This is a genomic window from Bradyrhizobium tropiciagri (assembly GCF_001189845.1).
Lineage (GTDB): Bacteria > Pseudomonadota > Alphaproteobacteria > Rhizobiales > Xanthobacteraceae > Bradyrhizobium > Bradyrhizobium tropiciagri.
In genome coordinates, this window is the sequence record NZ_LFLZ01000083.1 from 21,643 (window position 1) to 37,069 (window position 15,427).

Consider the following 15,427-nt stretch of genomic DNA (forward strand, 5'->3'; position numbering starts at 1 on the left):
GATGGGGCTGCTCGGCATTCTCGTCGGACTCGGCCTGCTGGTCGGTCTCGCGTTCCGCGGCTGGAGTGTCCTGTTGCTGGCGCCGCTCTGCGGGCTGGTTGCCTCGGCGTTCGGCAGTCAGCCCTTGCTCGCGAGCTGGACGCAGACCTTTATGACCAGCGCGGCGGAATTTCTCGCGCAGTTCTTTCCGATTTTTCTGCTCGGGGCCGTGTTCGGCAAGCTGATGGATGATAGCGGCGCCGTGGCGGCGGTCGCGCGTTTCATGACCGAGCGGTTGGGCGAGCGCCGTGTCATCCTTGCGGTCGTGCTCGCCGGTGCGCTGGTCACCTATGGCGGCGTCAGCCTGTTCGTTGCGTTCTTCGTTATCGTGCCGATGGCCCAATCGCTGTTTCGCACGGCGGGGATTCCACGCCGCCTGGTGCCGGCGGCGGTCATCCTCGGAACCTCGACCTTCACGATGTCGGCGCTGCCGGGCACGCCGTCGATCCAGAATGCGATCCCCATGCCGTTCTTCGGCACGACGCCGTTCGCGGCGCCCGGCCTCGGCATCATCGCCGCGATCGTCATGCTAGGCATCGGGCTGTGGTGGTTGCTGCGAGCGGAGACGGCGGCGCGCCGCGCAAACGAGGGCTATGGCGCCGAGCCGCCGCCGGCGTCCAGCGACGCAGCCGACGATGAGCTGGTGCGCGAGCGGGCGACGACGGCGCGGGAATTCGACCCGGCGGAGATCCGCCACGGGCATCGCAGCGAAGCCGCTGTTCCGATCTTCAACGCCATGCTGCCCCTGATCGTCGTCGTCGCCGTCAACCTGGCGATGTCGCTTCTCGTCTTGCCGCGACTTGATTTTGCATTCCTGGCCGAGCAGCGCTGGGGAAGTACGTCGCTGCCGGCGGTTGCCGGCGTCTGGTCGGTTGTCGTCGCGCTGGGGGCCGCGATCGCGACCGTCATCCTGTGCAACCGGACGAGACTGACCGCGCTACGGCGAACCATGGACGCAGGCGCCAATGCGTCCGTCCTGCCGGCGTTGAGCGTTGCGAGCCTGGTTGGTTTTGGCGCGGTCATCGCGTCGCTCCCCGCCTTCGGCGCGGTGCGCGACTGGGTGCTGGGCATCGAAGGCGGCCCGCTGGTGTCACTTGCCGTGGCGACGAACATGCTTGCCGCGCTGACAGGGTCGGCCTCCGGCGGCTTGACGATCGCACTCGATGCGCTCGGGCCGACGTATATGGGCCTTGCCGCACAGGCGGGCATCGATCCCGGCCTTTTGCACCGCGTGGCGGTGATCGGCTCCGGAACTTTGGACATCCTGCCGCACAATGGCGCGGTTGTCAGCCTGCTCGCGATCTGCGGCCTCACGCATCGCGACAGCTATCTCGACATCGTCATGGTCGGGATCATGAATTCCGTCATCGCGCTCGCCGCGGTGATCGCAATCGGCACCGCGTTCGGGTCGTTTTAGCCGGCCGCCGCACAAATGCGCCAGGCGACGCAGGACGGCGACGGCTGACGCACCTTCGAGATCGACGCCAGCCACGCGCGAACGTCACCGCGCCCGAGGCGCTGATGGCGATGCTGCTGGAGATCGTTACCTGACGGGCTGTCACTCTGGGGCGATGCCAAGCATTCGTGCCAGAACCAATCAGGTGTGCGTGTTCATGCACCGCGCGCGTCGCGCACGGCCTGAGCGACTTTCGTCGCCTGCGACACCCGTCCGATCTTCGCGCCTGCAATGATCTTTCGCCGGTGTTCGCTTGGCTTCGGCGCCATGCCTTCGCCCGCGGTCGCTTCGGCCTGTGGACGCGCCGTGAAGTTCGCGGCCCGATGCAGCGCGAGGGCCCTTCGGGCGGCTTCGACATGTGCGGTCCGGGCCGCCAGATTGTGCTGGCGCCGGAGCTCCGTGTTGACCCGCTTCAGCGCCGCGGCGAACACCTGCTTCCGTTCCGATGCATGCTTGGCGGTTCCCGGAAAGCTCGTCCCGCGAGCTTCGCCCTTTCCGCGGCTCTCGCGCTGCTTGTGGCGACCAACCGTCCGCTCCTTGTCGCGCATCTTGCGCAAGCGCGGTCGCATCGCCTCGAGCTCAGCCACCTCTACGCCGTAGATAGCGGGGTGATGCGTCGGGCGGATGGCTTCGTATTCCTCGTGGCTGAGAATGCTGCGCTCGAACTTGCAGGCGACCGACATTACCACTCCTCCTTTTGATTTTTGAATCTCGGGCAGAAGGACACGTCCAGCTCCAGCGAGCGTCGTTATTTTCCTGCTTCGTCGTCCTTGAGGCGAATCCCCTCAGTCCGTAAAGCCGCAAAGAGAGCCGCGATATCTTCGGGCTCCATATTGTTGGGACACATCCCGTTGAGTTGCTCGGTCGTGATCGTGCCGCTGCTCTTGGCGACGTCTCGGGCCTTCGCCATGATCTTCTGAAGATCCATCTGCGATCCTCCGGGAAGCAGGTAGTCTAGCAGATAAGGCGCGATTGTGGTGTCCGATATGGCGAGGGGCCCGGCGTGTTGCGCCGAGCCCCTCATGGACCAAAATATCAGCCGACCTGTAAGCCGGGTTCTGTAGGGCACCATTCTCGCGAATGGTACGCGACGGCCATTCCTCTGGGACAAGGTTTGCACCTTGCCTCGAGCAACCTACCCGGACAGCGGGCCTGACATCGCCCTGCGGTGTTATCGCGCATGCGCGAACTAACCGCCTTGCCGTCCCTATTCGGTTTTGCTCCCGGTGTGGTTTGCCATGCCGTCTCCGTTGCCGGAAACGCGGTGCGCTCTTACCGCACCTTTTCACCCTTACCTCGCCGAAGCGGGGCGGTTCGTTCTCTGTGGCACTTTCCCTGGGGTCGCCCCCGCCGGACGTTATCCGGCACCGCATGTCGATGGAGCCCGGACTTTCCTCTCCCGCGGCCTTTCGGCACCAGCGGGAGCGGCCGTCCGGCCGACTGACGCCCATGGCATGGGCGTTTCGGGCGGTCCCGTCAAGCGGATTAGCCCCGCCAAGGCCGCCAAAATAATTTATCCTGAAGATGTCGTCCCGCCTGCCGCCCGTTCGACTGGGTGTCGGCGATCCAGCCGATCAAGAGGAGATGAGATGCAGTACCTGTTGCTGATCTACCGGAGCGACGCGGAATATGGCCGCATGAGTGCCGACGACCGCAAGGCGGTGACGGCGGAGTACGGAGCCTATACCCAGTCCATCATTCAGAGCGGGCACTTCAAGGCCGGCGACGGGCTGCAGCCGGTGTCGACGGCAACCACCGTGCGGGTCCGCGACGGCAAGACGCTGACGACCGATGGGCCGTTCGCGGAAACCCGTGAGCAGCTCGGCGGCTACTATCTGGTCGACGCCAAGGATCTCGACACCGCGCTCGGGCTCGCGGCGCGGATTCCCGGCGCCAAGACCGGCTCGATCGAAGTCAGGCCGGTCATGATCTACAACAACTAGACCAGTGGTCATTCCGGGGCGTCCGAAGGACGAAGTCGATGCTTTGCATCGCTCCGGAACGACCGTCGGGCGCACTCATGACCCCGAGCCAAATCGAAAAAGTGTTTCGCGACGAGGCGGGCCGGGCGCTCGCGACGCTGATCCGCCTCGTCGGCGATTTCGATCTGGCCGAGGATGCGCTTCAGGATGCCTTTGCGATCGCGCTGCAACGCTGGCCGATCGGTGAATTCCCCGCCAATCCGCGCGCCTGGCTGGTCAATGTCGGGCGCAACAAGGCGATCGACCGCGTCCGCCGCGCGGTTGCGTTTCGCGGCAAGCAGCAGGAACTGACGCATCAATTGTTGCTGGATGCGGAGGCGCCGTCCGAGCCCGCCGATGCGACGCTCGACGACGATATGCTGCGGCTGATCTTCACCTGCTGCCATCCGTCCTTTGCCGCTGAGGTGCAGGTCGCGCTGACCCTGCGCACGGTGTGCGGGCTGACGACGGCGCAGGTCGCGCGCGCCTTCCTGGCGAGCGAGGACGCGATGGCGCAGCGCCTGTTGCGCGCCAAGCAGAAGATCAAGCTCGCCGGCATTCCCTATGAGGTGCCGGAGCGCGAGGCGCTGGAGCCGCGCCTCACCGGCGTGCTCGCGGTGATCTATCTCGTCTTCACCGAAGGCTATGCCGCGACCGCCGGCGAGGATTTGATGCGGCCCGATCTTGCGCGCGAGGCGATCCGGCTGGCGCGGCTGCTCGATGGGCTGATTCCGGCGCGCGGCGAGATCAAGGGCCTCTTGGCGCTGATGCTGCTGCACGACGCGCGGCGCGCCGGCCGCCAGACCGCCGGCGGCGACATCGTGCTGCTCGAGGAGCAGGACCGTTCGCTGTGGGATCGCAGGCAGATCGCCGAAGGTGTCAGGCTGGTCGAGGAGGCGCTGCAGATGCCGGGCCGGCCGCAATCCTATGCCGTGCAGGCCGCGATCGCCGCGCTGCATGCGCGGGCGCCGAGCTATGAGGATACCGACTGGCCGCAGATCGCCGGTCTCTACGAGGTGCTGCTGCGCATCAGCCCGTCGCCGGTGATCGAGCTCAACCACGCGGCTGCGGTGTCGATGGTCGACGGTCCAGCGCGCGCGCTCGATCTGATCGATGCGCTGGATGCGCGCGGCACGCTGAAGGGATACGACCAGCTGCCCGCGGTGCGCGCCGATCTGCTGCGCCGCCTCGGCCGCAAGGACGAGGCACGACAGGCCTATCTCGCCGCAACCGCTGCGACACAGCTCGAGCCGCTGCGGCGGCTTTACGCGCGGAGAATCGCAGAGATGAGGTGAACAAATCACCTCATCTCGTGCGCGGCTGCGAGGGCACGCTTCTCCAGTCAGCGATCGTCAGCGTGCCGTTCGGCGTTGAACGTGCTCAGTACCCGGTCTTCGCCTTGGTGTCGCTGGTGGCGCCACCGGTCGACTTGTCGGTCGTCGTCTTTCCAGTCGACATGCCGGTCGTGGTGCCAGGTGCCATCTTCTTCTGCGCATGATGGACTTTGTGGGTCTTGTGCATAGTCGACGTGGACTTGCCTTGGGTCGTCATAGCGGCTGCCGGAGCGGCGATCAGGCCAACGGCGACAGCTCCCGCGATCAGTGCTTTGAACATGGACGAATCTCCACTCAGACCGCCCCACCTAAAAAAGGCGGCACGTGGTCAAAAGTTCCATTTGCGCACGCGCATTTGGCGGGAAAAAAGCGGCGCTACTTGCCCTTCGCCACAACCGCCGTCGCCGCATCCGGCGGCAGGCTCTCGAGCAGCGCGTACAGCGTTGCCATGGTGGAGCGGTCGGCGATCCCGTCGACGCGCTCGGGGCGGAAGTGACGCTGGAAGGCGGTGACGACTTCCATGGTCGGGCCGTCGAACTTGCCGTTGGTCGGAATGTTGTAGCCGTAACGGCGGAACGCGGCCTGCATGTTGGAGACGGCATCGCTGATCGCACCGAGCTGCAGCGCGTCGCCGCGCACGATCGGCGCCGGCTGCACCCAGTGCCCGACGCCGGAATTGGCCAGCGAGTGCCACGGGAATTTCTCGCCGGGATCCTTCTTGCGCCCCGGCGCCACGTCGGAATGGCCGAGCACGCGATGCGAGACCACTTTGCGGCGAAGCATGATGCCGCGGCACAGCGCGATGACGGCCGCGATCTGGCGCAGCGGGAAATCGGGATAGCCCCAATCGTGACCGCGATTGACGATCTCGACGCCGATCGAGCAGGAATTGATGTCGTCCTCGCCGGCCCAGGCGGAGACGCCGGCGTGCCAGGCGCGCTTGCTCTCCGGCACGCACTGCACGATGCGGCCGTCCTCGAGCACGATGTAGTGCGCCGAGACTTCGGTGCCGGCGGTGCAGAGCTGGGCGATCGCGCCCTCGACATCGGGCATGCCGGTGTAGTGCAGCACGATCATGTCGGGCTGCCGGTCGCCCGCGCGATCGCCGAAATTGACCGACGGGATGACATCGGAGGCGATCGAGGAATCCGGCGTGAACGTCTTCACGTCGGCCACGCCCTTCGGAACAGGAAGGACGCGCTGACGCTTCGGATCAGCGTTGCCGGACGAGGACGAACCAGAAGCCATACGAATCACTCAAACCCAAACCAGGAGTACGCATTTTGACATATGGATAAACAAATAGGCGTTTACTATTCCTTTACCGTGCAGGGCCGCGCAATCGGCCTCTCGGGTTCCAGGGGCGCGCATTATGCCCGGAGCGGGCGCCGAGGGCATCACTCGAATGCGGATCAAACTCGCGCGATTCCGCTAACCGATCATCAACGTTTTCTTAACGTTAAGTGCCGTTACTGAGAGGTGAAGTGCCGAACCGGTTTCGGGGGACGGCCCAAGGACGCTGAGCCCCGCTGTTTGCGCGAAATCCCATGGAAACCCTCCCAATTCCGGTCGGATATCAGGATTTGCGGCCGAGGACGGGAGTTGGCGCTGGTATCACGCGGCGGCTTTTCTGCCGGAACGGTCGGGCAAGGCGCGAGGATTCGAGACGCAATGGATCGGCGCGCAACCAGCTTGCATGCCAGCTACGCGGCCCTGTCCGGGGACCGCGCATGAGCCAGCGTGCGCCGCGTCACATTTCGGTGCTGGGCCGCGAGGCGGTCGCCTATCTCGAACCGCGCGCCGGCGGCATCTATGTCGACGCGACCTTCGGCGCCGGCGGCTATAGCCGCATGATTCTCGACGTCGCTGATACGCGCGTGATTGGCATTGACCGCGACCGCACCGCGATCACAGGCGGCTTCGATTTGGTCGACGGCGCGGGCGGCCGGCTGACGCTGGTCGAGGATCGCTTCTCTGAACTCGCCGAGGTCTGCGCCGCGCAGGGCGTGGATGGCGTCGACGGCGTCGTGATGGATGTCGGCGTCTCCTCGATGCAGCTCGACCAGGCCGAGCGCGGATTCTCCTTCCGCCTGAGCGGTCCGCTCGACATGCGGATGGCCCAGAGCGGCCCGACCGCGGCGGATGTGGTCGCCACCGCGACCGAAAAGCAGCTCGCCGACATCATCTACATCTTCGGCGAGGAGCGCCATTCGCGCGGCGTCGCGCGTGCCATCGTCGCCGCGCGCAAGGATGCGCCGATCACGACGACCGAAGCGCTTGCCGACGTCGTCGCGAAAGTCGTGCGCGCCAAGCCGAACGAGATCCATCCGGCGACGCGGACGTTTCAGGCGCTGCGCATCTTCGTCAATGAAGAGCTCGACGAGCTGCATCGGGCGCTCGCGGCGGCCGAGCGGGTGCTGAAGCCGGGCGGCCGGCTCGCGGTGGTCTCGTTCCATTCGCTGGAAGACCGGATCGTCAAGAATTTCCTCACCGAACGCGGCAAAGTGTCCGCCGGCTCGCGGCATCTGCCCGAGGTCGCGCAGCTGCGCCGAGCTTTCAGATCCTGACCAAGCGGCCGGTTGTGCCATCCGATGCGGAGATCGCAGCGAATCCGCGCGCGCGCTCCGCAAAACTGCGCGCGGCCGAACGCACCGCCGCGCCCGCGCATGCGGACGATGACTTGCCGTCCTGGCCGCGGCTGTCCGACCTGAAGCGGGGAGGGTGACGATGCGCCTCCTCCATCTCCTCGTCATCGGCATGCTGATCTTCGCGGCGTCCTATGTCTACCGCATCAAGATGGAATCGACCGCGCGCGTCGAACGCGTGCTGCAGCTCAATGCCGAGATCCGCGAGCAGCGCAATGCGATCGCTACATTGCGCGCCGAATGGGCCAAGCTCGATGCGCCGCTGCGGCTGCAGGGGCTGGCCGAACGCCATCTGCCGCTGAAGCCGCTCAATGCCAACCAGTATGATTCCCTGAAGAACCTGCCGGAGCGGCCGCCGAGCTTCACGCGGCCCGGTTCGCGCGATCCGATCGGCGCGATGATCGACACCATCGAGGCCGCCGCCGCGCCTGACAGCACGACCGGATCGATCGACAGGCCGGCGACCGACCAGCCCGCCGCCGACCAGCCCGTGTCCGACGATTCCGGACAGGGCGGGGGAGACCAGCAATGACGGGACCTGCCATGACCAATCCGGCACCCGCCAACAAACCGACAGCGAAATCCGCCGAGCCGCTGCGCCAGCGGCTGATCCGCTCGCTGTTGTACGGAAGCAATGTCGACCGTGCCGCCAAGGCGCGTGCGCGCGTCGGTCTTGCGATCCTCGCCTTCGCCGCGGTCTATTGCGTGCTGGCCGGACGTCTCGTGCTGTTCGCCGTCGGCGCCGACAGTCATGGCGCGCGGCGCACTGCCTCGCAGGACGCGATCGCAACCGCAAGGCCCGACATCACCGACCGCAACGGCGAAATTCTCGCGACCGACGTCAAGGCGCCGAGCCTGTTCGCCGAGCCGCGCCGCCTGATCGACAAGGACGAGGCGATCGAGCTGTTGACCGGGGCCTTGCCCGACCTCGACACCTCGGAGGTGCGCGACCGCCTGTCGTCGCGCAAGGGCTTCGTCTGGCTGAAGCGCGAGATCACGCCGAAGCAGCAGCAGGACATCCATCGCCTCGGCCTGCCCGGCGTCGGCTTCCTGCGCGAGAACAAGCGCGTCTATCCGACCGGCAACGAGGTCGCCCACCTGATCGGCCTCGTCAACATCGACAACCAGGCATCGCCGGCATGGAGAAGTGGCTGGACAATAACGGTCTGGCCGATCTGCATCGCGCGGGCTTCGCCACCGACCGGCTGCAGAAGCCGGTGGAATTGTCGGTCGACCTGCGCGTCGAGCACGCGCTGCGCGACGAGTTGATCAAGGCGAAAGAGAAGTTCAAGGCCAAGGCCGCCTCGGGCCTCGTCTCCAACGTGCGCACCGGCGAGATCGTGGCGATGGTGTCGCTGCCGGATTTCGATCCGAACAATCCGAAGGAGCGCACGATCCCGATCGCATCAACCGCCTGACCACCGGCGTCTACGAGATGGGCTCGACCTTCAAGGCGTTCACGCTGGCGATGGCGCTGGATAGCGGCCGGTTCGACCTCAACTCGATGTGGGATGCGCGCGGCCCGCTGCACTACGGCAAGTTCGCGATCCATGACGATCACAATCTGGGCCGCATGATCAACATGAAGGAGGTGTTCTACTATTCCTCCAACATCGGCGCCGGGCGCATTGCGCTCGCGATGGGCGTCGACGCGCACAAGGCCTTCCTGCGCAAGATGGGGCAGCTCGAGCGGCTGCGCACCGAACTGCCGGAGAGCGCCTCGCCGATCGTGCCGAAGAAGTGGGGCGAACTGAACACCGTCACCATCTCGTTCGGTCACGGCATCGCGGTGGCGCCGCTGCAGGCGGTGATGGGCATCGACGCGCTGGTCAATGGCGGCTATCTGATCCCGCCGACCTTCCTGAAGCGCACCGAGCAGGAGGCGATGGCGCTCGCCAAGCGCGTCATCAAGCCCGAGACCTCGGACAAGATGCGCTATCTGATGCGGCTCAACGCCGAGGTCGGCACCGCGAAGAAGGCCGACGTCAAGGGCTACTATATCGGCGGCAAGACCGGCACCGCGGAGAAGGTCATCAACGGCCGCTACGCCAAGAAGCGCGTGCTGAACGCGTTCACCGCGATCCTGCCCGCCGACAATCCGAAATATCAGCTGCTGATCATGCTCGACGAGCCGCAGCCGCTGAAGGAGACCTATGGTTTCATCACCTCGGGCTGGAACGCGGTGCCGACCGGCGGCAACGTGATCGCCCGAATTGCGCCGCTTTTGGGCGTTGAACCGCGCTTCGACCTGCCGCCGTCCGACCGCCTTATTCTTGCGGCATCCAGAACAACCCAGTAAGGCGTATAGTCACAGCATGATCCGGACCGGAACGGCCGCGTTAGCGAAAAGTGCGAAGCGGCTTGCCGATGGGATCATGCTCAAATAGCGGCGCCAGAACGGCGCCGGCCAGACTGGAAGATCATGAGACTTCGCGACCTCTTCAGCGCCGATGCCACGATCGATCGAGGGATCGATCCAAGTGCCGACGCTGTCATGGTCGGAGGGCTTGCGGTCGACAGCCGTGCGGTGAAGCCGGGTGACCTGTTCTTCGCGCTGTCGGGCAGCAAGACCGATGGCGCGCGCTTCATCGATGCGGCGATCGCCGCAGGCGCAGTTGCGATTGCCGGCGACCATCCGCCGCAGGTGCCGCTTCGCGTTCCGTTTGTCGCAACGCCGAATCCGCGCCGTGCGCTGTCGCTTGCCGCGGCCAGATTCTTTTCCCGCCAGCCGGCGACGATCGCCGCGGTGACCGGCACCAGCGGCAAGACCTCGGTCGCCGCCTTCACGCGCCAGATCTGGCAGCGGCTCGGTCACTCCTCGGCGAGCATCGGCACCATCGGCCTCGTCTCCGACAAGCGCACCGTCTACGGTTCGCTGACGACGCCGGATCCGATCGCGCTGCATCGCCAGCTCGACGAGATCGCGCGCGACGGTGTCACGCATCTGGCGTTCGAGGCCTCCTCGCATGGCCTCGACCAGTATCGGCTCGACGGCGTCCGCATCGCGGCCGGCGGCTTCACCAATCTGTCGCGCGACCACATGGATTATCATCCCGACGTCGCGCATTACCTGAACGCCAAGCTGCGGCTGTTCCGCGATCTCGTCGCCGATGGCAGCGCCGCGGTGATCTCGGCCGATCACGACTGTTCGCGAGAGGTGATCGAGGCGGCGCGCGCGCGGGCCTTGCGCGTCATCACGGTCGGCCGCAAGGCCGATGCCACCGACGGCATCAAGCTCACTGATGCCGCCATCGATGGCTTTGCGCAGAAGCTTGCGATCGCGCATCGCGGACGCAAATATGCGATCCGGCTGCCGCTGGTCGGCGAATTCCAGATCGAGAACGCGCTCGTCGCGGCAGGCCTTGCGATCGGAACCGGCAGCGCCGCCGATGACGTGATCGGCTGCCTCGAACACCTTGAGGGGGCAAAAGGCCGGCTGGAATTCGTCGGCGAGCACAATGGCGCGCCGATCTTCGTCGATTATGCGCACAAGCCCGATGCGCTCGCCAAGGCGCTGCAGGCGCTGCGGCCCTATGCGAAGCGCAAGCTGGTCGTGATCTTCGGCGCCGGCGGCGATCGCGACGCCGGCAAGCGTCCGATCATGGGCGCGATCGCGGCCGAGAACGCCGATCAAATTATCGTCACCGACGACAATCCGCGCAGCGAGAAGCCCGAGGCGATCCGCGCCGCGATCTTGGCGACCGCAAAGGGCGCGCGCGAGATCGGCGACCGCGCCGAAGCGATCCGCGCCGGCATCGCCGGCCTCGAGCCTGGCGATGCGCTGGTCGTGGCCGGCAAGGGCCACGAGGTCGGGCAGATCGTCGGCAACACGACGTTGCCGTTCAGCGATCATGAGGCGGTCGCAATGCATTGGCCGGGGAGGGCGCATGAGCACGTTATTGTGGACCTCGGATGCAATGGCGTTGGCGATGCGCGCCACGACGCAAGGCACGCTGCCGGACGGCGTCACGGGTCTTTCGATCGACAGCCGCACCATCGCGCCTGGCGAAGCGTATTTCGCGATCAAGGGCGACGTCCATGACGGCCACGCCTTCGTCGAGGCTGCGCTGAAGGCCGGCGCCGGGCTCGCCGTGGTCGAGGTCGCGCAACGCGACAAGTTTCCCGCTGATGCGCCGCTGCTGGTGGTCGACGATGTGCTCGCCGGCCTCGTCGAACTCGCGCATGCCTCGCGCGCGCGGCTCAATGCGAAGATCGTCGCGGTGACCGGTTCGGTCGGCAAGACCTCAACCAAAGAGGCGCTGCGCCGCGTGCTGTCGGCGCAGGGCGAGACCCATGCCTCGGTCGCGTCGTTCAACAATCACTGGGGCGTGCCGCTGTCGCTGGCGCGTTGCCCCGCGAGCACGCGCTTTGCGGTGTTCGAGATCGGCATGAACCATGCCGGCGAGATCACGCCGCTGGTGAAGATGGTGCGGCCGCACGTTGCCGTCATCACCACGATCGAGCCGGTGCATCTGGAATTCTTCGCCGGCATCGAGGCGATCGCCGACGCCAAGGCGGAGATTTTTTCCGGACTCGAGCCGGACGGCGCCGTCGTGCTCAACCGCGACAACGGGCAATTCGCGCGGCTGCAGAAGCAGGCCAAGAAGGCCGGCATCTCGCGCATCGTCTCGTTCGGCGCCGACAAGCGCGCCGAGGCGCGGTTGCTCGACCTCTCGCTGCACGCGACCTGCTCGGCGGTGCATGCGGATATTCTGGATCACGACATCACCTACAAGATCGGCATGCCCGGCCGGCACATGGCGATGAACTCGCTTGCGGTGCTCGCGGGCGCCTCGCTGCTCGGCGCCGATATCGCGCGCGCGGCGCTGTCGCTGTCGCAGCTCGAGGCGCCGACCGGCCGCGGCTTCCGCCGCACGCTCGAGGTCGGCCATGGCGAGGCGACGCTGATCGACGAGAGCTACAATGCCAACCCGGCCTCGATGGGGGCCGCGCTCAACGTGCTCGGCCAGGCCTCGACCGGGGCGCACGGCCGGCGCATCGCCGTGCTCGGCGACATGCTCGAACTCGGGCCGACCGGGCCCGAGCTGCACCGTGGCCTCAACGAGGCCGTGACGGCCAACCGCATCGACCTCGTATATTGTTGTGGTCCGCTGATGCGGAATTTGTGGGATGCCCTTTCCACCGGCAAGCGGGGAGGCTATGCCGAGAGTTCGGCGGCGCTCGAGGCGCAGGCAGTCGCCGCGGTCCGTGCCGGTGACGTGATCATGGTGAAGGGCTCGCTGGGATCGAAGATGAAGCGCATTGTCAGCGCGCTGGAAAAGCGCTTCCCCGACAAAGCCGCGCACGAAGAAGCGGTATAGGACCCTTTGAATGTTCTACTGGTTGATCGAACTGTCCAACACCGTTCCGGGGTTTGGGGCATTCCGTAGCGCCCTGAACGTGTTCCGCTACATCACCTTCCGCACCGGCGGCGCGATGGTGACCGGCGCGCTGTTCGTGTTCCTGTTCGGGCCCTGGATTATCGATCACTTGAGACTGCGGCAGGGCAAGGGCCAGCCGATCCGCACCGATGGTCCGCAGTCGCATCTGATCTCCAAGAAGGGCACGCCCACCATGGGCGGGCTGATGATCCTGTCCGGGCTCGTGGTGTCGACGCTGCTCTGGGCCAATCCGCTCAACCCCTATGTCTGGATCGTGCTCGCGGTCACGCTCGGCTTCGGCTTCGTCGGCTTCTATGACGATTATCTGAAGGTCACAAAGCAGTCACACAGCGGCTTCGCCGGCAAGCTCCGGCTGCTGATCGAGGCGGTGATCGGGCTCGCCGCCACCTACGCGCTGGTCCGGCTCGGGCGCGACGTGTCCTCGACCTCGCTCGTGATTCCCTTCTTCAAGGACCTCGTGATCAACTTCGGTTGGTTCTTCGTGATCTTCGGCGCCTTCGTCATGGTCGGCGCCGGCAATGCGGTGAACCTGACCGACGGCCTCGACGGTCTTGCCATCGTGCCGGTCATGATCGCGGCGGCGAGCTTCGGCATGATCTCGTATCTCACCGGCAACGCGGTGTTCTCGGAATATCTGCAGATCAATTACGTCGCCGGCACCGGCGAACTGGCGGTGCTATGCGGCGCGGTGCTTGGTGCGGGCCTGGGCTTCCTCTGGTTCAACGCGCCGCCGGCTTCGATCTTCATGGGTGACACCGGCTCGCTCGCGCTCGGCGGCATGCTGGGGGCCACCGCGGTCGCGGTGAAGCACGAGATCGTGCTCGCGGTGATCGGCGGCCTGTTCGTGCTTGAGGCGGTCTCTGTCATCGTGCAGGTCACCTCGTTCAAGCTCACGGGAAAACGCGTGTTCCGGATGGCGCCGCTGCACCATCATTTCGAGCAGAAGGGCTGGACCGAGCCGCAGATCGTGATCCGGTTCTGGATCATCTCGGTGATGCTGGCGCTCGCCGGCCTCTCCACCCTCAAGCTGCGCTGAGCGCCATCATGATCCCGGTCACCTCCTTCGCAGGCAAGACGGTCGCGGTGTTCGGGCTCGGCGGCTCGGGTCTCGCGAGTTGCCACGCGCTGAGGGCCGGCGGCGCCGAGGTGATCGCGGCCGACGACAATGCCGACAACGTCGCGAAGGCGGCGCAGGCCGGCTTCACCACCGCCGATCTGCGCGCGGTATCGTGGGCGAATTTCGCCGCGCTGATCCTGACCCCTGGCGCGCCGCTGACGCATCCGGCGCCGCACTGGAGCGTGCTGAAGGCGCGCGAGGCGGGCTGCGAGGTGATCGGCGATGTCGAATTGTTCTGCCGCGAGCGGCGGCGTCATGCGCCGAACGCGCCGTTCGTCGCCATCACCGGCACCAACGGCAAGTCGACCACCACGGCGCTGATCGCGCATCTGATGAAGGTTGCCGGCTACGACACCCAGATGGGCGGCAATATCGGCACCGCGATCCTGTCGCTGGAGCCGCCGCGGATGGGCCGCGTCCACGTCATCGAGATGTCGTCCTACCAGATCGACCTCGCGCCGTCGCTCGATCCCTCGGTCGGCATCCTGATCAACATCAGCGAGGACCACATCGATCGCCACGGCACGCTGGAGCATTACGCCGCGGTGAAGGAGCGGCTGGTCGCCGGCGTGCAGCAGGACGGCACCGCGATCACAGGCGTCGATGACATCTGGTGCCGCAACATCGCCGACCGGCTCGATCGCGCCGGCAAGCGCGTGGTGCGCATCTCGGTGAGGAATCCGCTGCCCGACGGCCTCTATGTCGAGCACGAGACCATCGTGCGCGCGTCGGGTGCGGCGCGCAGCGAGATCGCGCGGCTCGGGGGGATCGGCTCGCTGCGCGGCCTGCACAATGCGCAGAACGCCGCCTGCGCCTCGGCCTGCGCGCTGGCGATCGGCGTCTCGACCGACGTCTTGCAGAACGGCCTGCGCAGCTTCCCGGGCCTGGCGCACCGCATGGAGCAGGTCGGCCGCCGCGGCAACGTACTGTTCGTCAACGACTCCAAGGGCACCAACGCGGATGCGGCCGCGCATGCGCTGTCGTCGTTCGCCGACATCTACTGGATCGCCGGCGGCAAGCCGAAGGCCGGCGGCATCACCAGCCTGACCGAATACTTTCCGCGCATCCGCAAGGCCTATCTGATCGGCGAGGCGGCCGCCGAATTCTCCGGCACGCTCGGCGACCGCGTGGCGCACGAGATGTCCGGCACGCTCGACGTCGCGATATCAAGTGCCGCGCGCGATGCGGAAGCATCGGGGCTCAGCGAAGCCGTCGTGCTGCTGTCGCCGGCCTGCGCCTCCTTCGACCAGTACCGCAATTTCGAAATCCGCGGCACCGCCTTCCGCGACATCGTCCAGGCGCTGCCCGGCGTCAAGCCGGTGGTGTGACGACACGTCATCGCGCGGCTTGACTGGCGATCCAGCTCGCCGCGGCCTCTCGGCTCAAGCACTGCTGTCTCTGGAATACTGGATCACCCGCCTTCGGGTGATGACGCCGCGTTGTTTGACATCTTGAATCGAGACCCATCCCCGC

At 66.2% G+C, this 15,427-nt stretch carries 12 protein-coding genes, 1 other RNA gene and 2 pseudogenes; 10 read left to right on the forward strand and 5 right to left on the reverse strand.

The window, feature by feature from the left end; genetic code table 11:
- Nucleotide 1: 1 nt before the first annotated feature.
- Complete coding sequence (locus tag AKN84_RS38400) at nt 2-1,456, forward strand: GntP family permease (protein ID WP_050425597.1); 1,455 nt, start codon at nt 2-4, stop codon at nt 1,454-1,456.
- Nucleotides 1,457-1,650: 194 nt separating this feature from the next.
- Here AKN84_RS38400 and AKN84_RS38405 read toward each other — a convergent pair whose 3' ends face one another.
- The 3 genes from AKN84_RS38405 to rnpB all read right to left on the reverse strand — a co-directional run bounded on the left by AKN84_RS38405 (nt 1,651) and on the right by rnpB (nt 2,939).
- Nucleotides 1,651-2,178, reverse strand: a complete 528-nt coding sequence (locus AKN84_RS38405; RefSeq protein WP_050425598.1) for a hypothetical protein — start codon at nt 2,176-2,178, stop codon at nt 1,651-1,653.
- A gap of 65 nt (nt 2,179-2,243) precedes the next feature.
- Nucleotides 2,244-2,423, reverse strand: a complete 180-nt coding sequence (locus AKN84_RS46600) for a hypothetical protein (protein WP_095735866.1) — start codon at nt 2,421-2,423, stop codon at nt 2,244-2,246.
- A 103-nt stretch (nt 2,424-2,526) separates the two neighbouring features.
- Nucleotides 2,527-2,939, reverse strand: an RNA gene (rnpB, locus tag AKN84_RS38470) — RNase P RNA component class A.
- A 145-nt stretch (nt 2,940-3,084) separates the two neighbouring features.
- On the opposite strand from rnpB, the gene AKN84_RS38415 reads away from it, so the two are divergent.
- Together AKN84_RS38415 and AKN84_RS38420 are read left to right on the forward strand one after the other, a co-directional pair.
- On the forward strand, nt 3,085-3,438 hold the full coding sequence (locus tag AKN84_RS38415; RefSeq protein WP_050425600.1) for a YciI family protein: 354 nt from the start codon (nt 3,085-3,087) through the stop codon (nt 3,436-3,438).
- Nucleotides 3,439-3,515: 77 nt separating this feature from the next.
- Entirely contained in the window at nt 3,516-4,751 is a 1,236-nt protein-coding gene (locus tag AKN84_RS38420) for an RNA polymerase sigma factor (protein ID WP_050425601.1), read from the forward strand.
- Between the two features lie 85 nt (nt 4,752-4,836).
- Here AKN84_RS38420 and AKN84_RS38425 read toward each other — a convergent pair whose 3' ends face one another.
- Together AKN84_RS38425 and AKN84_RS38430 are read right to left on the reverse strand one after the other, a co-directional pair.
- Nucleotides 4,837-5,070, reverse strand: a complete 234-nt coding sequence (locus AKN84_RS38425) for a hypothetical protein (RefSeq protein ID WP_050425602.1) — start codon at nt 5,068-5,070, stop codon at nt 4,837-4,839.
- A 95-nt stretch (nt 5,071-5,165) separates the two neighbouring features.
- Nucleotides 5,166-6,038 carry an N-acetylmuramoyl-L-alanine amidase gene (locus AKN84_RS38430; RefSeq protein ID WP_050425603.1) on the reverse strand — a complete coding sequence of 291 codons (873 nt, stop codon included), beginning with the start codon at nt 6,036-6,038 and terminating at the stop codon, nt 5,166-5,168.
- A 482-nt stretch (nt 6,039-6,520) separates the two neighbouring features.
- On the opposite strand from AKN84_RS38430, the pseudogene rsmH reads away from it, so the two are divergent.
- The 7 genes and pseudogenes from rsmH to murD all read left to right on the forward strand — a co-directional run.
- A pseudogene (gene rsmH / locus AKN84_RS38435) lies at nt 6,521-7,455 on the forward strand (16S rRNA (cytosine(1402)-N(4))-methyltransferase RsmH); the annotation flags it as partial.
- Between the two features lie 62 nt (nt 7,456-7,517).
- Nucleotides 7,518-7,967, forward strand: a complete 450-nt coding sequence (ftsL, locus tag AKN84_RS38440) for a cell division protein FtsL (protein WP_050425604.1) — start codon at nt 7,518-7,520, stop codon at nt 7,965-7,967.
- Between the two features lie 11 nt (nt 7,968-7,978).
- A pseudogene (locus AKN84_RS38445) lies at nt 7,979-9,734 on the forward strand (peptidoglycan D,D-transpeptidase FtsI family protein).
- A 123-nt stretch (nt 9,735-9,857) separates the two neighbouring features.
- Nucleotides 9,858-11,477 carry a UDP-N-acetylmuramoyl-L-alanyl-D-glutamate--2,6-diaminopimelate ligase gene (locus tag AKN84_RS38450; RefSeq protein WP_244485708.1) on the forward strand — a complete coding sequence of 540 codons (1,620 nt, stop codon included), beginning with the start codon at nt 9,858-9,860 and terminating at the stop codon, nt 11,475-11,477.
- Nucleotides 11,365-12,756: a UDP-N-acetylmuramoylalanyl-D-glutamyl-2,6-diaminopimelate--D-alanyl-D-alanine ligase gene (locus tag AKN84_RS38455; RefSeq protein ID WP_244485709.1), complete on the forward strand. Its 1,392-nt coding sequence runs from the start codon at nt 11,365-11,367 to the stop codon at nt 12,754-12,756. Before AKN84_RS38450 ends, AKN84_RS38455 begins: the two co-directional genes overlap by 113 nt.
- A gap of 10 nt (nt 12,757-12,766) precedes the next feature.
- Nucleotides 12,767-13,873, forward strand: coding sequence for a phospho-N-acetylmuramoyl-pentapeptide-transferase (gene mraY, locus AKN84_RS38460; RefSeq protein WP_021077241.1), 1,107 nt, complete (start codon nt 12,767-12,769; stop codon nt 13,871-13,873).
- A gap of 8 nt (nt 13,874-13,881) precedes the next feature.
- Entirely contained in the window at nt 13,882-15,282 is a 1,401-nt protein-coding gene (murD, locus tag AKN84_RS38465) for a UDP-N-acetylmuramoyl-L-alanine--D-glutamate ligase (RefSeq protein ID WP_050425606.1), read from the forward strand.
- The last annotated feature ends 145 nt before the right edge of the window (nt 15,283-15,427 follow it).